We start from the raw sequence: 19,784 nt of genomic DNA, 5'->3' as shown, positions 1-19,784 counted from the left end.
CCTGTGCCCGGAGGGCTCCGCCGCCGTCTAGGTCAGCGGCAGCCCGACATAGTTCTCGGCGACGGTGCGGGCCGCCGCCTCCGAGCTCGTCACGAGGTCGAGCTCGGCGAGCTGGCGCCGCCTGTCAAATTCGGTCGCCTCCTCGAAACGGTGGAGCATGGAGGTCATCCACCACGAGAAATGCTGCGCGCGCCAGATCCGTCTCAGCGCCGTCGCGGAATAGCTCTGCAGCCCGTCATCCGCTCCGGACTTCAGGTAGCGCTCCATCGCCCGCGCCAGCACGAAGATGTCCGCGACCGCCAGGTTGAGGCCCTTCGCGCCCGTCGGCGGGACCGTATGGGCGGCGTCGCCCGCGATGAACAGGCGGCCATATTGCATAGGCTCGCAAACGAAGGAGCGCATCGGCACGATGTTCTTCTGGAAGATGCGGCCCTCCTTGAGGCGGAAGCCGTCGCCTTCCGTGCGGGTCTGGAGCTCGTCCCAGATCCGGTCCTCCGACCAGTTGTCGACGTTGTCGGAGGGGTCGCACTGGAAGTACATCCGCTGCACCTCCTGCGAGCGGGTCGAGATCAGCGCGAAGCCGCGCTCGTGGCGGGCGTAGATCAGCTCGTCCGACGAGGGCGGCGCCTCGGCCAGGATGCCGAACCAGCCGAAAGGGTAGATGCGCAGGTAGTCGCGGCGACTCTCGTGCGGGATCGCCGGACGCGACACACCGTACGAGCCGTCGCAGCCGCCGACGAGCTCGCAGGCGAGCTCGCCCGCCCTGCCGTCCCGGTCCGTGAAGGTGATGCGGGGAGAGGTGGCGACGTCGTGGAGGGCCACGTCCCGCATATCGAAGCGGATATCCGCGCCCGCATCGAGCCGGGCCTGGATCAGGTCCTTCAGGACCTCGTGCTGGGCATAGACCGTGATCGAGCGCCCGCCCGTGAGCGCCGCAAGATCGATGCGGTGGCCGTGCCCCTCGAAGCGGAACTCGAAGCCGTGATGGAGAAAGCCCTCGCGCTTCAGCCGGTCCCCGACCCCGGTCTCGACCATGAGGTCGACGGTGCTCTGCTCGAGCACGCCCGCGCGGATCGTCTCCTCGATGGCCCGCCGGCTCCGGCTCTCGAGGATGACCGAGTCGATCCCGGCGAGGTGAAGCAGATGCGAGAGCATCAGGCCTGCCGGGCCCGCCCCGATGATGCCGACCTGGGTGCGCGTCATGGCTTCTGTCCGGGCTCGGAGGAGGAATCGGGACGGAGGTCGACGGAAGGGCGCCGTTCCGTCATATGCTGGGAGCGGGGGACGAGCGCGGAAGAACGATGGCGAAAGCCCGAGCCCAGGCGAGAGCAGCGCCTCCGACCGTCGAGCCGGGTTCGGGGCCGGTGCTCGACCTGCGCCGCTACGTTCCCGGGCTCCTGACCTTCCTGGCCAACAAGCTGTCGCGCAGCGCTTCGGCGCTCTACCAGCGCGAGTTCGGCGTGAACGTCACCGAATGGCGCATCATGTCCCAGCTCGCGATCGAGCCGGGCATCCCGGCTTCGCGCATCTGCCAGGTGATCGGCTTCGACAAGGGCCCGGTCAGCCGCAGCCTCGCCGCCATGGAGAAGCGGGGCATCGTGACGATCGAGGTGGACAAGGCGGATGCCCGGCGGCGCGTGATCGCGCTCACCGGGCATGGCCGCGCGCTGCACGACCGGATCATCGCCGTCGCGCTCGAGCGCGAGCGGCGGCTCCTCGCCTGCCTGTCGGCGGAGGAGCGCGAGCTCCTGATCGCATCGCTCAACGCGATGCACGAGAACCTTTCGGCCGTGAACAGGCCGCTCGCGGTCGCGAAGGGGTAGCGGCGCCCCGGTCATGCCGCGGCGGCCCCCGCCGAGCGCGGCGCGCTCGCCAGAGCCTTGAGGTCGAAGCCGGGATCGCCGGCCTGCTCGGGCGTGATGCCGATCCGGCCGGCGAGCAGGCGGCGCGCCGCCATGTGATCGGCCGGGCGGTTCACCGACTCCACCCCGACCAGGCGCCCGCGCGCGAAGCAGAACACCGAGAAGGCGCCGCCCGCCGGGGCGCCACGCAGGACCGCTTCCTCGTGCGGCGTGGAGAGCCCCGCGATCTGCAGCTTCAGCGAGCCCTGGTCGCTCCAGAACCACGGTACGGCCGCGTAGGAGGCAGGCCTGCCGGCGAGCCGCGACGCGACGCAGCGCGCCTGATCGGCGGCGTTCTGGACCGACTCGATCCGGACGCGCCTTCCGTCCGCGAAGGGCGTCGGGAAGGATGCGCAATCCCCGATCGCCGAGATATGCGGGTCGCTGGTCACGAGCTGCTCGTCCACGAGGACGCCGTCCGCGACCGCAAGCTGCGCATCCACCGCCGCATCGACATTGGGAACGACCCCGATCCCGACCAGGACGAGATCGCCTTCCACATGCCCGGCCCCGGCCGTCTCGACCCCGGTCGCGCGGCCGTTCTCGCCTGTTATCCGCGTCGCCGGTGCATCGAAGAGGAAGCGGACGCCCTTCGCCTCGTGCGCGGCGCGGAAGAAGGACGACATGGGGACGGAGAGCGCGCGCGACATCGGCCGCTCCGTCGCCTCGATCACGCTGACCGGTATGCCGCGCTGGACGGCGACGGCTGCGAATTCGAGCCCGATGAAGCCCGCCCCGATCACGACGGCGCGGCGAACCCCGGACAGCCGCCTTCTCAGGTCGGCGGCGTCGGCGCGGGTCCTCAGCTGGACCACGCCGTCGAGATCGGCCCCCGGGACGGGCAGCACGCGGTTGCGGGAGCCGGTCGCCAGGACCAGGTGGTCGTAGGCGAGCCGGCGGCCGGAGCTCAGCTCGACCTGGCGTTCGGCCCGCCGAATGCGGACGAGGCTCTCGCCCGGGTGGTACTCGATGCGGTGCTCGTCGAAGAAGCTCTGCGGCCGCAGGCGCAGCATCTCGTCATCGGCCTTGCCGTCGAGATAGGCCTTGGAGAGCGGCGGACGCTGATAGGGCAGCTCCGGCTCGTCGCCGAGGAGCACCACCGGGCCCGCATAGCCGTTATCGCGGAGCGAGGCCGCAGCCTGGAAGCCGGCCTGGCCGGCGCCCGCGATGACGATACCGCTCATGCTTCTGCCGCCCGCTGCCCGGGCGCTCGGCTCTGCATCGGGTTTCCTCCGGCCGGGCGGTTGTCCCGCCTCTGCCGTCGTCAGAGTTGCCCGAAATTCGTTGCCTTGGCAAGCAAATCCCGCCGTCCTTCCAGCTCCTGTCGCCAGCCGTCCCGACGGGTTATAGGCCTGCCGAGCGGGAGGGCATGATGGCAGCGGACAAGGGCAACTTCGATCTGACGGGCAAGGTGGCGCTGGTCACCGGCGGCAACGGCGGGATCGGGCTCGGCATGGCGGAGGGCCTGGCACGCGCCGGGGCGAGCGTCGCGATCTGGGGCTCGAACCCCGACAAGAACCGAGCCGCCGAGGAGCGGCTCAAGGCTTTCGGCGGGCGCGTGCTCGCGCAGACCTGCAACGTGGCGGACGAGCAGGAGGTCGATGCCCGCATGGCCGAGCTGATCGCGACCCTCGGGCGGCTCGACGGCTGCTTCGCCAATGCCGGACGCTCGCTCGCGCGGACCGCCTTCCATGAGCTTTCCACCGAGGACTGGCGCGCAGTGATGAGCGTGAACCTGGACGGCGCGTTCTTCACGCTCCGCGCCGCCTCGCGCCACATGGTCGAGCGCGCCAAGGCCGGAGAGCCGGGCGGCCGCATCGTCGTGACCTCGTCCACCTCGACCGTGCACGGGCCCGCGGGCGCGGTAGCCTACGGCGCGAGCAAGGGCGCGCTGAACGTCATGGTGCGGGCGCTGGCGGTGGAATACGCCCGCTACGGCATCACCGTGAACGGCATCGTGCCGGGCTGGATCGAGACGGAGATGACGGCCGACAAGTTTGCGGATGCACGCTTCGCCGGGAACGTCCTGCCGCGCATCCCGATGCGGCGCTGGGGCGAGACGGAGGATTTCGCCGGGATCGCCGTGTACCTCCTGAGCGAGGCGAGCCGCTACCACACGGGCGACAGCATCGTGATCGACGGCGCCTACACGCTCTTCTGAGCGCGATTGCGGGAGGCCGGTTCCGCGGCCAGATCACGAGGAGCGCCGAGCCAGCTCCGCATCGAGGAAGGCCTGCACCTCGGTGCGGTCGATGCCCCGGGCGACGAAGCTCCTTCCGATGCCTCGGGCCAGGATGAAGGTGAGCTCGCCAGCCTTCACCTTCTTGTCCTGCCCCATCGCGGCGAGCAGATCCGCGGCCGAAAACGCTTCCGCACCCGGCACGTCCCGGATTCGGGTCGGCAGGCCGACCGAGTCGAGATGAGCGGCGACGCGCTCGGCATCCTCCCGCGGGCAGAGGCCGAGCCGCGACGAGAACCGGAACGCGAGCGCCAGCCCGATCGCCACAGCCTCGCCATGGACGAGGCGCGCGCCGTCATAGGCGACGGCCCGCTCCAGCGCGTGGCCGAAGGTATGGCCGAGATTGAGGAGGGCGCGGTCGCCTTCCTCGCGCTCGTCGCGGACGACCACCGCGGCCTTGGCGCGGCAGCTCTGCGCCACCGCCCGGTCGCGCTCCGGGCCGCCCGCGAAGATCTCGCGCCAATGCCCTTCGCACCAGCGGAAGAAGCCGGCATCGCCGATGAGGCCGTATTTCGCGACCTCCGCATAGCCGGCCTTCATCTCGCGCTCGGGGAGCGTGTCGAGAAGCGCGGTGTCGGCGAGCACGAGGGAAGGCTGGTGGAAGGCGCCGACCAGGTTCTTGCCGCGCGCCGTGTTGATGCCGGTCTTTCCCCCGACGGAGGAATCCACCTGCGCGAGCAGCGTCGTCGGCGCCTGGACGAGGCGGATGCCGCGCAGCAGGATCGCAGCCGCGAAGCCCGCGAGATCGCCGACGACCCCTCCCCCGAGCGCAAGGACGACATCGCCGCGCTCGAGCTTCGCCCCGAGGAGCGCGTCGCAGATCGCCTCGAGCTGCCCGAAGCTCTTGGACGCCTCCCCCGGCGGCACCACCACGGCCGCGACCCGCAGGCCATGCGCCTCCAGATCGGCCGATACGCGCGCGGCGTGAAGGTCAGCGACCGTGCCGTCCGTGACAAGCCCGACCGTGCGGGCGCCGAGCGCCGCAATCCGGGCACCCGCCTCTTCGATCGCGCCCCGGCCGACCACGATGTCGTAGGCCCGCTCTCCCAGCGGGACGCGGATGATCTCCTGCCGGGACGGCCCGATCCGCTCGCCGAGCGCCGGTCTCACGCCTCTACCTCATGCGCCTCGAACCAGGACTCGAGCGCCTTCACCACCTCGGCCACCACCCTGTCATGCGGCATGTCGCAGGATTCGACCGCCACGTCGGCCTCCGCATAGACCGGATAGCGCTCGGCGATCAGCCGCCGCATCGTGCCTTCCGGGTCCGGATTTGCGAGGAGCGGCCGGTGGGAGCGTCGCCTGACCCGCCGCATCAGCGTCTCGTGATCCGCCTTCAGCCACACCGAAATGCCGCGGGCGGCGATCTTGGCCCGCGTCTCGGCATTCATGTAGGCTCCGCCCCCCGTCGCGAGCACGAGCGGCCCTTCATCGAGGAGGCGCGCGATGACCCGCCGTTCCCCGTCGCGGAAGGCCGGTTCGCCGTAGATGGCGAAGATGTCCGAGATCGGCATCCCGGCCGCGGTCTCGATCTCCACATCCGCATCCCGGAAGGGCAGGTCGAGACGTGTCGCGAGCCGACGCCCGACCGTTGTCTTCCCCGCCCCCATGAGCCCGACAAGCACGATCGCGCGGTCCCGGAGCCGCTCGCGGAGGTCGCGCGCCGGCGCATCCCGACCGGAAGACCGGGGCCGGTCGTCGCCTGCGGCCTCCTGCCCGCCCGGGATGTGCCTGTCCATGGGCGAGGTTTAACACGCCGCCTCGACTCCGCCACACCCGCCCTTAACCGGAATGGTGGCTCGCTTACCCGATGAGCCTCCCCGCCTCCCGCCTCGCCTCGCTCTTCCTCGATATGCTCGCGGCCGAGCGCGGCGCGGCGGCGAACACGCTTGCCGCCTACCGACGCGACCTGGAAGACTATCTCGATTACCTTGCGGAGGCCGGAACGGAACCTGCCGCGGCAGAACCCGCCACGATCTCCGGCTTCCTGGCGAGCCTCGACGAGCGTGGGCTCAAGAGCTCGTCGGCGGCCCGGCGGCTCTCGGCCGTGCGGCAATTCCACAAGTTCCTCTATGCCGAGGGCTACGCCCCGGCCGACCCGACGGCCGCCGCGGCGGGCCCGAAGCGCGGGCGCACGCTGCCCAAGGTGCTCTCGGTCGCCGATGTCGACCGCTTGCTGCGCGTCGCCCGCGAGCTCGTCGAGCAGGCGGAGCCGGGATCCGGTGCCCGGCTGCGCGCCGCCAGGATGCGCTGCCTCGTCGAGCTTCTCTACGCGACGGGGCTGCGCGTCTCGGAGCTCGTCTCGCTCCCCGCCGCGGCGGCGCGAGCGCGCGAGCGCTTCCTGATCGTCCGGGGGAAAGGCGCGAAGGAGCGGCTCGTCCCGCTGACGGAGGCCGCGCTGGACGCGGCGCGCGACTACCTCGCCCTGCTGGAAGGGCGCGGCCAGACCGGGCCCTGGCTGTTTCCCGCCGACGCCGAATCCGGCCACCTCACGCGCCAGGCTTTCGCACGCGATCTGAAGATCCTTGCGGCCGCCGCCGGCCTGCGCAGCGACCGGATCAGCCCGCATGTCCTGCGGCACGCCTTCGCGAGCCACCTGCTCCAGAACGGGGCCGATCTCCGCGTCGTCCAGGAACTCCTCGGCCACTCGGACATCTCGACGACGCAGATCTACACCCACGTCCTCGACGACCGGCTAAAGACCATGGTGCGGGACCTGCACCCGATGTCGAGCGCCGCCGCTTGACGGAAGCTTTCGGCAGAACGGCTCGATGCGGGGCGGGCCGATCTCGCGACTAGACTACAAGAAGATGAATTTGCCGGCCGCTCGAATTGTCGCATCCGGGTCAGGCCTCACTAACCAGCTCTCTTCGACATTCGACGAAAATGTGAGGTTGTGCATTCGGCGTAACCACATCTCAACCGCGTGATCGGAAGGCTTTGTGCTCGCGAGGCGCAGGCTGGCGGCGCGAGCGAGGCTGGACGAAGACGATGAAACGGTTGCTCCGACGCTTCGCGAAGCGCAAGGACGGCAACGTTGCGATGATCTTCGCCGTGAGCGCCGTGCCGCTGCTCGCGGTCGTCGGCGCCGCCGTCGACTACTCCTCGGCGGCAAACCTGCAGTCGCAGCTCCAGGCCGATACGGATGCCGCCGCGCTCGCCGCCTGCAAGTCCCCCCTCACGGCAACGGCCGACCTCAGGAATCTCGCCCGGCAGGTTCTCAGCGGCTTCATGCCGGGCCGCACGGTCGAGATCCTCGACCCGTTCACGGCCACGAACAATCCGCGCAGCATCACGCTGACGACGCGGGTGACCTACGAGCCCCGCTTCATGAAGTTCGCCGGAACCATGCCGATCTCGACCACGGCGACCTGCGCGGCGGGCGAGAACTTCTACGAGATCGCGCTCGTGCTCGATACAACCGGCTCCATGAGCCAATCGGCGGGATCGGGCACCAAGATCCAGGCGCTGCGGACGGCCGCGACCAACTTCGTGAACACGATGTTCACGAATTTCGATACGACGCATCTGAAGATGTCGATCGTGCCCTTCGCAGCTTCCGTGAAGGTGAACCCGGACACCTATGCGCCCAACAACGTGCCCAATGCCGCCTGGATCGACTCGTCGGGAGGGTCGAGCATTCATTGGCAGAACGTCAGCAACCCCAGCGTTTCCAGCTTCACGAGCCGCTTCGACATCTTCAAGAAGCTGAAGACGGCACGGTCCAGCTGGACCTGGGCGGGCTGTTTCGAGTCACTGCCCTATCCTTATAACACCCAGGACGTCACACCGTCTTCCGGCACGCCCAACACGCGCTACGTTCCGCTTTTCGCACCTGACGAGGTCGGCACGCAGTCGACGTGCTCCTCACGGTGGGGCAACTATACCTGCACCGACGATGGCGGCACCTCGCCCGTCAACACCTATCTCGACGACGGCTCGTCGACGAGCGGCACCTGCAACAGCCTGAACGGCAACAAGACCACCCGGATGAGCCAAGCGTGCAAGTATGTCACGCCTAAGAATATCGACAGCAGCGCGAGCGGCCCCAACTGGGGCTGCACGTCGCGGGCTCTCACTCGGCTCACGAACGTGAAATCGGCCCTGACGACCGAAATCGGCAATCTTGCCGCGGATGGTCAGACCAACATCGCCGAAGGCTTGCACTGGGGTTGGCGCACGATCACGAAGACCGGCGTCTTCACCGAGGCTTCTGACTACGGGACGCCCAACACGACAAAAATCATCGTCCTGATGACGGACGGCGTCAATACATGGAACCACGAGACAGACAGGGGCTGGTACAGAACGGTCTATTCCGTCGGAAACTCGGAATATTCGGCCTACGGCTACTTCACGAACACAGACGGCAGTACGGCGGCGGCGAGCCGGTTTCCCGCGGGCACGACGCTCGCCTCGAACACCGACGCGCGCAACGCGATAGATCAGCTCACCCGCGAGACCTGCACGAACGCCAAGGCGAAGGGGATCGTGATCTACTCGGTCGCGTTCTCGACGCCCGGCGATGCGATCGATGCGAGCGGCCAGCAGCTGATCAAGGATTGCGCGAGCTCGGCGGACAAGTACTTCCTGGCGAGCGATGCCGCCTCGCTCAACTCGACTTTCGCGGCCATCGCCCAGGGGATCGGCGCGCTCCGCATCACGAAATAGGCTGGGCGGGGCGCTATCCGCGCCTGAGCAGGAACACGCCCTGCTGGCCGAACAGGTTCCAGAACCACCACGGCATGTGGAACCTGACCGGCTGCCCGCCGGCATCGAGCGCGTGGGCCTCCTCCATCTGCGCTCCGATCTCGCGGCAAAGGCCGACGAAGTCGCGGATGGTGCAGAAATGGATGTTGGGCGTGTCGTACCAGCTATGCGGCAGGTTGTCCGTCACCGGCATGCGGCCGCGGACACCGAGTTCCCAGCGCACGCGCCAATGGCCGAAATTCGGGAACGATACGATCGCCCGGCGCCCGATCCGAAGCATGTGCTCCAGCACCGCGCGCGGCCGGCGCGTCGCCTGCAGGGTCTGGGACAGGATGACGTAGTCGAAGGCGTCGTCCGGATAATCGGCGAGATCGGTATCGGCGTCGCCCTGGATCACCGCCAGGCCCTTGGCCAGGCAATCGCTGACGCCCTCGCGCGACAGCTCGATGCCGCGCGCGTCGCTGCCGCGGCGGTCGCGCAGGAGCGCAAGGAGCGAGCCATCGCCGCAGCCGACGTCGAGCACGCGCGAGCCCGGCTCCACCATCCTGGCGACCAGGAGGTGGTCGCGGCGGGGCTCGCCGGCGTTCTCTCCTCCTCTCTGCGGGGAGAGATTGGGGGCGGGAATGCCCGAACCCGTGGCGCCCTGAATCCTCGCCCTGCCCAGGCCGGTTCGCGCTCCGCGCGACTCGACCGGCAGGGAAGGCGCGTCGGTGCTCATCGGATCCCCCGAGCGACCGCGGCCGCGTCCAGGAAGCCGCGCGCGGCGGCGAACATCTCCGGCTCCTCCAGCAGAAACGCGTCGTGGCCCTTGTCGCTCTCGATCTCCACGAACCCCACCTGCGCGCCGCCGGCGTTCAGCGCATGCACGACGGCCCGGGATTCGACCGTCGGGAAGAGCCAGTCGGACGTGAACGACATCACGCAGAAGCGGGTCGGCGAGCCCTTGAAGGCCTTGGCCAGCACCCCGCCGTAATCGGCCGCGAGGTCGAAATAGTCCATCGCACGCGTCACGTAGAGATAGGAATTCGCGTCGAATCTTTCGACGAACGACATGCCCTGGTGGCGCAGGTAGCTCTCGATCTGGAAATCGGCGTCGAAGGAGAAGGTGGGGGCTGCGCGATCCTGGAAGGAGCGGCCGAACTTGCGGTGCAGGGCGCCCTCCGACAGATAGGTGATGTGCGCGCCCATGCGGGCGACCGCGAGCCCTTTGCGCGGGCGCACGCCCTCCTCGATGTAGCGGCCGCGCCGCCAGTCGGGATCGGCCATGACGGCCTGCCGGCCGACCTCGTGGAAGGCGATGTTCTGGGCCGAGTGCCGCGCGGAGGCGGCGATCGGGATCGCCGCGAAGACGCGCTCGGGGTAGCTCGCAGCCCATTGCAGGACCTGCATCCCGCCCATGGAGCCGCCCACCACCGCGAAGAGGCTCGGTATGCCGAGCCGGTCGAGCAGCATGGCCTGCGCCCGGACCATGTCGCGGATCGTGACGAGCGGAAAGTCGAGGGCGTAGGGCCGGCCGGTATGCGGGCTGCGCGAGGCCGGCCCGGTCGTTCCCATGCAGCCGCCGACCACGTTCGCGCAGAGCACGAAGTAGCGGTCCGTGTCGACCGGCTTTCCAGGCCCGACCAGCGTCTCCCACCAGCCGGGCTTGCCCGTGACGGGATGCCGGTTCGCGACGTGCTGGTCGCCCGTGAGCGCATGACAGACGAGGACGGCGTTGGAGCGCTCCGCGTTCAGCGCGCCGTAGCTCTGGTAGGCGATCTGCCAGGGCCCGAGATCGACCCCGGCATCGAGCCGCAGCGGCTCCTCTGCACCGAAGGCGGCGACGGGGCTCGACGGGTGGTCGACTTCCGGAAGGGGGGCGACGCCCGGCGCGGCCGTCCTGAGGACGTGCTCGTTCATCGAGCGTTCTTTATTCCGAACAGCCGCGATGTCAACGAAACGGCTGTTGGCAGCCTGTGCGGGTGAACCTAGACGGGGACGATCCTCCGACGGGACCACGATGACAGAGCCAGCCCCTACCCTTGCGGATCTCCGGCGCGAGATCGACCGCATCGACGAGGCGATGCACCGCCTCCTGATGGAGCGCGGCGAGATCATCGACCGGCTGATCGCCACGAAGGGGACCGCGCAGTCCGGCGCGGCGTTCCGGCCGGACCGCGAGGCTTCCATGATGCGGGCGCTCGCCGAGCGGCATCGCGGCCTCCTGCCGCTCGACACGGCCGAGGGCATCTGGCGCGTGATCATCGCGACCTTCACGTATGTCCAGGCGCCCTTCTCCGTCCATGCGGACATCTCGGGCGGCGACGCGCCTATGCGCGATTCGGCCCGCTTCCATTTCGGCTTCACGGTGCCCTACCGGCAGCACGACGCGGCGCCCTCCGTCATCGCGGCAGTCGCGGCCTCGCGCGGCGATCTCGGCCTCGTTCGGCTCGACCAGGGCGCAAGCGCGGGCGCCTGGTGGCGGCGGCTCGAAGGCACGGACGCCCCGAAGGTGATAGCGCGCCTTCCCTTCATCGAGCGCCCGGACCACCCGGCCGGAACACCCGTCCTCGTCGTGTCGCGGCCGCTCGCGAGCCCGGGCGCCCGCGAGGTCGTGCTCTATTCGGCCCGGCTCGAGCGCTGGAGCGGCGCGGCCGCGGAGGCGCTCGCACAGCTCGGAGGCGAGCTTGTCGGCAGCGCCGGCGAGGCGCAGGGCCTGTCCGTGCTCGCGGCTCTGCCTGGCAGCCTGTCGCCGAGCCAGCTCGCCGCGGCGCTCGCCCCCGCAGGCCTCGGCGGGCGCCCGGTCGTCGAGGTCGGGTCGCACGCGGCGCGGTTCAGTGTGGGCGGCTGAGCCTCAGCCCCCCGCCCGACGGGCCAGCAGAGCCGTCGCCGCAAAGGAGACGAACCCCGCCGCGGCAGCGACCCAGACGAGCACCTGCGTCCCGAAGTTCTCGCGAATCGCCGCGAACACGAAGGGCCCGGCCGCGAAGGCGACGTTCTGCGGCGCCATGAGCCAGCCCGCCATGACAGCGTAGCGCCTCCGGCCGAAGAGCCTGAGCGGGCCGACCGCCCGCACGACGGAGAGCGCGCCCGCCGCGATGCCGTACAAGACCGTGAACAGGACGGCGCCGGCCACCGTCGGGCCGATCAGGGGCAGGAGAAGCAGCGACGTCGGGAGGAGGGCCGTCGCGACGACCCCCGTCGTCAGGATGGCGAAGCGATGGCCCACGACCACCTCGATGATCCTTGCCGCGACCTGCCCCGGGCCGAACAGCATCGCGACCGCCACCGCCGTCACCTCCGTGTGGCCGTAGGTCTGGAGCACCTGGATGAGCTGGAGCGGCAGGCCCCAGGTGGCGAACCCGGCGAGCGAGAACGAGATCGCGGCGAGCAGGAAGGCGCCGCGGACGGGCTCGGGATCGGGATCGAGCTCCGAGACGGCCGCCGCCCCGCCGGGCGCCGCCGGGAGCTCGGCGGGGCGGCGCGGCAGCGCGAGCCAGTGCAGCGGAGCGCAGACCAGCGCATGCGCGAGCGCGAAAGCGAGGAGCGTGCCCCGCCAGCCGAGCGCGCCGCCCAGCCAGATCATCAGCGGCCAGGAGACCGTGGAGGCGACCCCGCCGAAGAGGAGAAGCAGCGTCAGCGCCTGCCTGGCGCGGTCGGGCGCGACCTGCACGATCCCGACCGAAGCGGCCTGCCCGAGCGCGAAGGGCGTCGCGAGCCCGAGCACCATCCAGCCGGACAGGAATCCCGGCCAGCCGGTCGCCTGCGACAGCACGAGGAGCCCCGTCGCGACGAGGAGCGAGCCCGCTACCATGCAGCCGCGCGCCGGCTGCCGGTCGAGGATGCGGCCGGCGACCGGCGCCATCGCGGCCGCCACCAGCAGCATGATCGTGACGCCGCCGAACACGGCCGCGCTGGTGAGGCCCGTTCCGGCCGCGATATCGGGCGCGAGCACAGCCGGCAGGTGGAAGGTGGTGCCCCAGCCGATGAGCTGCGTGAGGGCGAGCGCCGCGACCGTGCGCCGGAGCGCACCCGAAGCTCCGATCCTGACCAACCGCTCCTCCCGTGCGGCCGGGCAGTCGCACGCGACCCCGGGACGATCAAGCGTCGGCAGCCTGCGCGGAAGGCGGAGCGGGTGCCGGCGGATTGGACGTGCCAAGCCCCCTCCGTTCCGCTAAGCGGACCTTCCCGTCACGTCCGCATCCCAGCCATGACCGATACAGCCACCCCCATCCCGCAGCCGCGCCCGGGCATCCTCGACATCTCGGCCTATGTGCCGGGGCGCGACCATGTGGAGGGCGTGGAGAAGGTCTACAAGCTCTCCTCCAACGAGACGCCGCTCGGGCCCTCGCCGCAGGCGGTCGAAGCCTTTAGGGCGGCAGCCGCCTCGCTCGAGACCTATCCCGATGGCGGCGCGACGGCGCTGCGCGAGGCGATCGGCCAGAAATACGGGATCGATCCCGACCGCATCCTGTGCGGCACGGGCTCGGACGAGCTGCTCGCGCTCCTCACGAACGCCTATATCGGTCCGGGCGATGAGGGCATCTTCAGCCAGCACGGCTTCCTGGTCTATCGGATCAACATCCTGGGCGCGGGTGGCAGGCCCGTGGTGGCCGAGGAAACCGACCTCACGGCCTCGGTCGACGCGATCCTGTCCAAGGTGACGGACAGGACGAGGATCGTCTTCCTGGCCAACCCCAACAACCCGACCGGCACCTACCTGCCCTTCGAGGAGGTGAAGCGCCTCCATGCCGGGCTGCCGACGAACGTGCTCCTCGTGCTCGATGCGGCCTACGCCGAATATGTCCGGCGCAACGACTACTCGGCCGGGCTCGAGCTCGCGCTCACGGCGCCGAACGTCGTGATGTGCCGCACCTTCTCGAAGATCTACGGACTTGCAGCCCTGCGCATCGGCTGGCTCGTGGGACCGGCCCATGTCGTGGACGCGCTGAACCGCATCCGGGGCCCGTTCAACGTCAACGCGCCGGCGATCGCGGCCGGCGCGGCGGCGATGCGCGACGACGCCCATGTCGCGGCAGCCCTCGCCCATAACGAGGAATGGCTGCCGCGCCTCACGAAGGAGCTGACGGCGCTCGGGCTCGAGGTCACGCCGAGCGTGGGCAACTTCATCCTGATCCACTTCCCCGGCACGCCGGGCCGGACCGCGAAGGACGCGGACGCCTTCCTGTGCCGGCGCGGCCTGGTTCTGCGCGCGGTCGCGGCCTACGGCCTGCCCAACGCGCTGCGGATGACCATCGGCTCCGCGGAGGCGAACGAACTCGTCATCTCGGCCATGCGGGACTTCATGGGCGCGGGCCATGCCTGACCGTCTCGGGCCGCCGCTCGACACGCCGCTCGTCTCCCGGCTTGCGCTCGTCGGCCTCGGCCTCATCGGCTCCTCGATCGCCCGGGCCGCAAGACTTCGGAACCTCGCCGGCACGATCGTGGCAGTCGACCGCGATCCGGCCGTGATCCGTCGCGTGGAGGAGCTCGGCATCGCGGACGAGGCGACGACGGATCCCACGGCCGGCGTTCGCGATGCCGACCTCGTCATCCTGTGCATCCCGGTCGGCGGCTTCGCGGCCGTCGCGAAGGCGATCGCGCCCGCTCTGAAGCCCGGCGCGATCCTGTCCGACACGGGCTCGGTCAAGAAGTCCATGATCGAACAGGTGACGCCCCACCTGCCCGAGGGCGTCCATCTCGTGCCGGCCCATCCGGTGGCGGGGACGGAGCATTCCGGGCCGGATGCCGGTTTTGCGACCCTGTTCCGCGACCGCTGGTGCATCCTGACGCCGCCCGAGGGGAGTGATCCGGAAGCCGTCGCGAAGGTCGCCGCCCTGTGGAGCGCGATGGGTGCGAATGTGGAAGTCATGACGGCCGAGCACCATGACCTCGTGCTCGCCATCACCAGCCACGTGCCGCACCTGATCGCCTACAACATCGTCGGCACCGCCGCGGACCTCGAGGAGGTCACGCAGGGCGAGGTGATCAAGTTCTCGGCTGGCGGCTTCCGCGACTTCACGCGCATCGCGGCCTCCGACCCGACGATGTGGCGCGACATCTTCCTGCATAACAAGGAAGCCGTTCTGGAGATGCTGGGGCGGCTGAACGAGGACATCGCGATCCTCGCCCGCGCCATCCGCTGGGGCGACGGCGATGCGCTGTTCGACCTTTTCACCCGCACGCGCGCCATCCGGCGGGGCATCATCTCGCAGGGGCAGGAGACGCCCGAGCCCGATTTCGGGCGGCGGCGCGAGGAGTAGGGCGAGCCGCGGCTCCGGCAATTGCGCGCGCCGCGGTAGGCTTCCGGTCACGCTGTCCCACGACGCTCGCGTCCGATTCACGTCTCGTCAGGAAGCTCGGGCGACACTGGTCCCATGCATCGCAGCGCAGCGGCTCCTCCGCTCACCCTGTCGGCCCGGGCCTGGAGTTTCATCATTCGTAACCGCGTCAGCATTCAGGATCTTACCCTCGTTCTCCTGGCGGTCCTCGGCACCGCCTTTGTCTGCCTCGAGATAGACGTGTTCGTCTCCGGCGGCCGAGGGCACCTGCCCGGAATCGAGACTGACGAGCTGCCGGTGATCGGCGCCGTCCTGATGATCGGGCTCCTGGTCTTCGCCTGGCGCCGGCTTCGCGAGCTGAAGCGGGAGACCCGGCGCCGCAGCGCGGCCGAGCGCGACGTGCGCAAGCTCGCCTTCCGCGACCCGCTCACGGGGCTCCCGAACCGCCGGCAGTTCACGGAGGCGCTGAGGACGGCCCTGATGTCGCCTCCGCGCCTGGGCGCAGCGCATGCGCTGCTCATGCTGGACCTGAACGGGTTCAAGCAGGTCAACGACATCCACGGACATGGGGCAGGAGACGAATTGCTCATCGTGGTCGCGCAGCGTCTGCTCGGAGCCGTGCGGGAAGGCGATCTCGTGGTCCGGTTGGGAGGTGACGAATTCGCCATCCTGGCCGAGCAGCTCGCCGGCCCCGAGGCGGCCACCGGGCTGGCGCTCCGGGTCATCGACGCCCTGAGCCCGCCGGCGACGGTCGCCAACATCCGCCAGGAGATCAGCTCCGGTATCGGGATCTGCCTTTTCCCGTTTCCCGACGCCACGCTGGACGAGGTCATGCGGCGGGCGGACGTCGCGCTCTACCGCGCCAAGGCCGACGGCAAGTCCTCACTCCGCTTCTTCGACGCGGAGATGGACCAGCATATCCGCGAGCGGGACCAGCTCGAGCGCGAGCTGAAGACGGCGGTCGCGAGGGGCGATATCAGGCCGTTCTTCCAGCCTCTCGTCGACCTCCGGACCAAGGAGATCGTCGGCTTTGAGGCGCTCGCGCGCTGGTCTCATCCGGTCCTCGGAGCCGTCCCTCCGGACCGCTTCATCCCGGTCGCGGAGGATACCGGGCTGATCCAGGAGCTCTCCGAATCGCTGCTCGCGGAGTCCTGCCGGGCGGCCCTCGACTGGCCGACCTCGGTGACCTTGTCGTTCAACATCTCGCCCGTCCAGCTCAAGGAGCCGACCCTCGGGCTGCGCATCCTCGCGATTCTGGCCCGGACAGGGCTACCGCCCAGCCGCCTGGAGATCGAGATCACCGAGAGCGCGCTGGTCCGCGACCTCGAATCGGCGCGCAGCGTTCTCACCTCGCTCCGCGAGGCCGGAGTCCGCCTGGCGCTCGACGATTTCGGCACCGGCTATTCGAGCCTCTATCACCTGCGCAACTTCAAGCTCGACAAGATCAAGATCGACCGCAGCTTCGTGAGCAGCATGGCCCATGAGCACGAGAGCGCCGAGATCGTCAGCGCGCTCGTCGGGCTCGGGCACGGGCTGGGCCTGACGATCACCGCCGAGGGCGTCGAAGGGAGCGAGCAGGAGGCCGACCTCCTGGCGCGCGGCTGCCAGCAGGGCCAGGGCTATCTGTTCAGCCAGGCGGTATCCGCCGAGGAGGCGGTGTCGCTGCTCCGTCCCGGCCAGGACCGCGCCAGCGCCGCCGGTCAGTAGAGCGCCGGGATCCTGACATTCGGAATCTGGAGAGGCCCGACGAAGAGGCGCCCGTTCTCCACCCTGAGCGGCGGGAGCGGCTTCATGCGCGGGGCCTTCGGGTCGAGCGGCTGGGCTGTCGCGGCGGCGGGAGGCTGCCCCAGGAGGGCACCGAGGAGATTGCCGGCGAGCCCCGAGCGGTCGCCGAGGAAGGGGCCGAGCAGCCCCTCGACACCTGCGACCTGGCCCTGGAGCTCGGCCCGCGGCCGGTGCATCTCGTCGAGCGCAGCCGAGCCCTGCAGCTCGACCCGGCGGGGACCCTTGACCAGCCGCACCCGGTCGATCTGAAGCCGCCCGCCGGCAAGGCGCCAGCCTTCGAGCTCGCTGGCGACGAGCCGGGTCGGGAGATCGACGGCGCGCGTCAGCCTGAGAACGAGATCGAGATCGGCCGGCTCGTTCCCGCCGACCAGTGCATCCAGGCCCGGCAGGACCGCACCCTCCGTGGAGAAGGCGAGATCGGCCGTGGTCGCGTCGGCCGGATCGGGGCGGGCATGCGCCTCGAAGCGGCGCGCCGCGAGATCGAGCGGGCCGGTCTCCGGCGAGGCGCCGCGCAGCCTTGGATCCTCCGCCACCAGCGCCAGGCGCTGGAAGTTGCCGGCCCCGAATATGACGCTGGCCTGGAGCAGCCGCCATTCCGCCTCGACATTCGTCGACGGGGCGGCCGCGACGCGGAGCGGGCCCTGCGCCTCGATGATGATGTGGCCGGGCCGATAGACCTGCGAGACCGCGAGCACCCGCCCGAGGCTCGCGGTCAAGTCGGCGCGCTCGAACGAGAGGCTCCCGCACGAGATCTCGATCCGGAACGGATAGCCGCCGGCGTTCCGGTCGCGGCAGGTCCATTGCCGCCCGGACGCCGCCTCCGAGGCGAGCCACGCATCCATGCCGGCGAGGGTACGGGCGCGGATCACGAACCAGCCGGCGGACCAACCGATCGCGAGGAGCGCCAGAAGCACCAGGGGGAGATAGAGGCGGACGCGGCTCGCCCGGCGGGGAGGTCTCGATTCGGCCGGCACGCGCCTCTCCTGTTGAACCGCCGGTTCGTAGCTGCTAGCCGCCCCGGTCCACAAGGACGGAAGCGGCGGGAGCCGGATGGCGGCGGAAAGCGGCGATCTTTGGGTGTTCGGCTACGGCTCGCTGATGTGGCGGCCGGGCTTCACGTATCGCGAGCGCCACTTCGCGACGCTGACGGGCTACCACCGCTCGCTCTGCATCTTCTCGCATGTCCACCGCGGCACGCCGGAGATGCCGGGCCTGGTGCTCGGCCTCGACCGCGGCGGCAAGTGCCGGGGGGTCGCCTTCGCGGTGGAGGCCGCGGAGGCGCAAGCCACCCTCGCCTATCTGCGCGAGCGCGAGCAGGTGACTGCCGTCTATCTGGAGCGCCGGGTCAGGATCCGCCTCGATGACGGGCGGATCGTGCCGGCCGTCACCTACGTGGCCGACAGGCGCCACCCGCAATATGCGGGACGGCTGCCGGTCGAGGATCTTCTGCGGCTCGTGAACCAGGGTGTCGGCGTCTCAGGCGCGAACCCCGATTACGTGCGGGCGACGCACCGGCAACTGATGGAAATGGGCGTGAGCGACCCGATCCTCGCCGGGATCGCGGCGCGCCTGTCTCAGGGCGAGCCGACGGCCAGGTCGGCGGCCACCGCCCGCCGCTCGGCTTCGCTTTCCGCCAGGCGGTGAACGTGAAGCTCGGTCGCGCCGCGCGACCGCATGGCGGAGAGCCAGCGCAGACGCTGCCGGCGCGAGCTGCGCGCCTCCGGCGCCAATACGTCCAGCATCTCGGCCCTTCCATCCTCCCCCCGCTGGACGGCGATGAGCACCGCGTCGCTGAGATCGGCGACCTCCGCCTCGTTCGCCGGATGGATGCCCACGACATAGCGGCGGCCCGATCTGCCGCGCCACGAGGTGAGCGCCGGCGGCTCGCGCAGGCCCGCCGTCGCCCGCAGCCGTTCCTCGCGGATCACGGCCCGCATGATCCTCTCGTGCCGCATGTCCCGCATGGAAGTCAGCCAGGAAAGTCTGCGTCTGTTCGACATTTGTTCTTATATAGGAACGAAAGCCTTGCCGTCAAGGAGCTTCGATCCGAGGAGGTCAGATCCCCTCCGGCCCGGTATAGCCGGCCGGCTGCTTCGCCTCCGCGAGGAGCCGGTTCGAGGCCGTTTCGATCCGCTCGCGCAAGACGGCCATGAACTCGTCCTTCTCGAGCCCCGGCGGGATCGGGTCGAGGAACTCCACCACCATCGTCCCGGGCTGCAGCACAAAGCGGCGGCGCGGCCAGAAGAGGCCCGAATTCAGCGCCACCGGCAGGCACGGCACGCCCAGCGAACGGTAGAGATGCGCCACGCCCTGCTTGTAGGCGGGCTCCGCCCCGGGCGCGCGCCGCGTTCCCTCCGGATAGATCAGAATCTGCCGCCCACACGCCGCCTCGTGGCGAGCGCGGCGGTTCAAGTCCGTGATGGCGGAGGCGCCGCGGCTCCGGTCCACGGGGATCATCCCCGCCTTGATGGTGAACCAGCCGAAGAGCGGGATCCAGGTGAGCTCCCGCTTCAGGATGAAGGTCGGGTCGTGCAGCTTCGGCAGGATCGCATGGATGTCGGCGAAGGATTGATGCTTAGAGGCGACGAGGAGGCCGCCCGCCGGGATGCGGTCGAGCCCCCGGTACTCGACCCTCGTGCCGACGATGACGCGGAGAAGGAGGAGGCTGACCCGCGCCCAGGCCTGCGCCACCCTGAGGATGGCCCTTCGCGGCAGCAGGAAGGTCGGGATGGCGGCGATCAGCATCACGATCGTGTTCAGGTAGAACACGAGGCTGAAGAGAAGCGATCTTGCGACGATCATCGGCTCATGGCGGGAGCGCCGCCGGGGCGGGCCGGGGGATGACTGGAGCCGCGTCTTAGTCCGGAAACGCGGCCGGACGAAAGCCCG

19 protein-coding genes are annotated in these 19,784 nt (G+C 69.9%); 9 read left to right on the top strand and 10 right to left on the bottom strand.

What is annotated here, in order from left to right:
* Positions 1-27: 27 nt before the first annotated feature.
* Positions 28-1,203, bottom strand: coding sequence for a 4-hydroxybenzoate 3-monooxygenase (locus HJG44_RS03085; RefSeq protein WP_171216843.1), 1,176 nt, complete (start codon positions 1,201-1,203; stop codon positions 28-30).
* A 98-nt stretch (positions 1,204-1,301) separates the two neighbouring features.
* Between HJG44_RS03085 and HJG44_RS03080 the strand changes: the two genes are divergently transcribed.
* Positions 1,302-1,823: a MarR family winged helix-turn-helix transcriptional regulator gene (locus HJG44_RS03080; protein WP_171216842.1), complete on the top strand. Its 522-nt coding sequence runs from the start codon at positions 1,302-1,304 to the stop codon at positions 1,821-1,823.
* 11 nt (positions 1,824-1,834) lie between these two features.
* On the opposite strand, the gene HJG44_RS03075 is transcribed toward HJG44_RS03080, so the two are convergent.
* Positions 1,835-3,085 carry an NAD(P)/FAD-dependent oxidoreductase gene (locus HJG44_RS03075; protein WP_171216841.1) on the bottom strand — a complete coding sequence of 417 codons (1,251 nt, stop codon included), beginning with the start codon at positions 3,083-3,085 and terminating at the stop codon, positions 1,835-1,837.
* A 185-nt stretch (positions 3,086-3,270) separates the two neighbouring features.
* Between HJG44_RS03075 and HJG44_RS03070 the strand changes: the two genes are divergently transcribed.
* Complete coding sequence (locus tag HJG44_RS03070) at positions 3,271-4,062, top strand: SDR family NAD(P)-dependent oxidoreductase (RefSeq protein WP_246736002.1); 792 nt, start codon at positions 3,271-3,273, stop codon at positions 4,060-4,062.
* A gap of 33 nt (positions 4,063-4,095) precedes the next feature.
* On the opposite strand, the gene aroB is transcribed toward HJG44_RS03070, so the two are convergent.
* Both aroB and HJG44_RS03060 read right to left on the bottom strand, forming a co-directional pair.
* Entirely contained in the window at positions 4,096-5,250 is a 1,155-nt protein-coding gene (gene aroB, locus HJG44_RS03065) for a 3-dehydroquinate synthase (protein ID WP_346767078.1), read from the bottom strand.
* Positions 5,247-5,879, bottom strand: a complete 633-nt coding sequence (locus HJG44_RS03060) for a shikimate kinase (RefSeq protein WP_171216840.1) — start codon at positions 5,877-5,879, stop codon at positions 5,247-5,249. The genes aroB and HJG44_RS03060 overlap by 4 nt, the downstream gene beginning before the upstream one ends.
* A 71-nt stretch (positions 5,880-5,950) precedes the next feature.
* Between HJG44_RS03060 and HJG44_RS03055 the strand changes: the two genes are divergently transcribed.
* Positions 5,951-6,886 carry a site-specific tyrosine recombinase XerD gene (locus tag HJG44_RS03055; RefSeq protein WP_171216839.1) on the top strand — a complete coding sequence of 312 codons (936 nt, stop codon included), beginning with the start codon at positions 5,951-5,953 and terminating at the stop codon, positions 6,884-6,886.
* Positions 6,887-7,131: 245 nt separating this feature from the next.
* A complete protein-coding gene (locus tag HJG44_RS03050) occupies positions 7,132-8,811 on the top strand; it encodes a TadE/TadG family type IV pilus assembly protein (protein ID WP_171216838.1) in 1,680 nt (559 codons plus the stop codon).
* A 13-nt stretch (positions 8,812-8,824) separates the two neighbouring features.
* On the opposite strand, the gene metW is transcribed toward HJG44_RS03050, so the two are convergent.
* Together metW and metX are read right to left on the bottom strand one after the other, a co-directional pair.
* Entirely contained in the window at positions 8,825-9,568 is a 744-nt protein-coding gene (gene metW / locus HJG44_RS03045) for a methionine biosynthesis protein MetW (protein WP_171216837.1), read from the bottom strand.
* Entirely contained in the window at positions 9,565-10,749 is a 1,185-nt protein-coding gene (gene metX / locus HJG44_RS03040) for a homoserine O-acetyltransferase MetX (RefSeq protein WP_171216836.1), read from the bottom strand. Before metX ends, metW begins: the two co-directional genes overlap by 4 nt.
* A 100-nt stretch (positions 10,750-10,849) precedes the next feature.
* Here metX and HJG44_RS03035 point away from each other — a divergent pair, with 100 nt between their 5' ends.
* Complete coding sequence (locus HJG44_RS03035) at positions 10,850-11,680, top strand: chorismate mutase (protein ID WP_171216835.1); 831 nt, start codon at positions 10,850-10,852, stop codon at positions 11,678-11,680.
* A 3-nt stretch (positions 11,681-11,683) separates the two neighbouring features.
* On the opposite strand, the gene HJG44_RS03030 is transcribed toward HJG44_RS03035, so the two are convergent.
* Positions 11,684-12,883, bottom strand: a complete 1,200-nt coding sequence (locus HJG44_RS03030) for an MFS transporter (RefSeq protein WP_171216834.1) — start codon at positions 12,881-12,883, stop codon at positions 11,684-11,686.
* 156 nt (positions 12,884-13,039) lie between these two features.
* On the opposite strand from HJG44_RS03030, the gene hisC reads away from it, so the two are divergent.
* From hisC to HJG44_RS03015, 3 genes are all read left to right on the top strand, one after another.
* A complete protein-coding gene (gene hisC / locus HJG44_RS03025; protein ID WP_171216833.1) occupies positions 13,040-14,155 on the top strand; it encodes a histidinol-phosphate transaminase in 1,116 nt (371 codons plus the stop codon).
* Positions 14,148-15,092: a prephenate/arogenate dehydrogenase family protein gene (locus HJG44_RS03020; protein WP_171216832.1), complete on the top strand. Its 945-nt coding sequence runs from the start codon at positions 14,148-14,150 to the stop codon at positions 15,090-15,092. Before hisC ends, HJG44_RS03020 begins: the two co-directional genes overlap by 8 nt.
* A 114-nt stretch (positions 15,093-15,206) precedes the next feature.
* The gene (locus HJG44_RS03015; RefSeq protein WP_171216831.1) at positions 15,207-16,817 is read left to right on the top strand and encodes a putative bifunctional diguanylate cyclase/phosphodiesterase; all 1,611 of its coding nucleotides are present in this window, start codon (positions 15,207-15,209) and stop codon (positions 16,815-16,817) included.
* Here HJG44_RS03015 and HJG44_RS03010 read toward each other — a convergent pair.
* A complete protein-coding gene (locus HJG44_RS03010) occupies positions 16,811-17,869 on the bottom strand; it encodes a DUF2125 domain-containing protein (RefSeq protein ID WP_171216830.1) in 1,059 nt (352 codons plus the stop codon). The genes HJG44_RS03015 and HJG44_RS03010 overlap by 7 nt on opposite strands.
* Positions 17,870-17,945: 76 nt before the next feature.
* Between HJG44_RS03010 and HJG44_RS03005 the strand changes: the two genes are divergently transcribed.
* Positions 17,946-18,539, top strand: a complete 594-nt coding sequence (locus HJG44_RS03005; protein ID WP_171216829.1) for a gamma-glutamylcyclotransferase — start codon at positions 17,946-17,948, stop codon at positions 18,537-18,539.
* Here the strand turns inward: HJG44_RS03005 and HJG44_RS03000 are convergent.
* Together HJG44_RS03000 and HJG44_RS02995 are read right to left on the bottom strand one after the other, a co-directional pair.
* Positions 18,470-18,832, bottom strand: coding sequence for a hypothetical protein (locus tag HJG44_RS03000; RefSeq protein ID WP_346767077.1), 363 nt, complete (start codon positions 18,830-18,832; stop codon positions 18,470-18,472). The genes HJG44_RS03005 and HJG44_RS03000 overlap by 70 nt on opposite strands.
* Before the next feature lie 118 nt (positions 18,833-18,950).
* Positions 18,951-19,697, bottom strand: coding sequence for a lysophospholipid acyltransferase family protein (locus tag HJG44_RS02995; protein ID WP_171216828.1), 747 nt, complete (start codon positions 19,695-19,697; stop codon positions 18,951-18,953).
* Between the last annotated feature and the right edge of the window lie 87 nt (positions 19,698-19,784).

Origin of the sequence: Enterovirga aerilata (assembly GCF_013044135.1) — a bacterium.
GTDB classification, from domain to species: domain Bacteria; phylum Pseudomonadota; class Alphaproteobacteria; order Rhizobiales; family Beijerinckiaceae; genus Enterovirga; species Enterovirga aerilata.
This window is presented reverse-complemented; position numbering and strand designations above follow the sequence as displayed.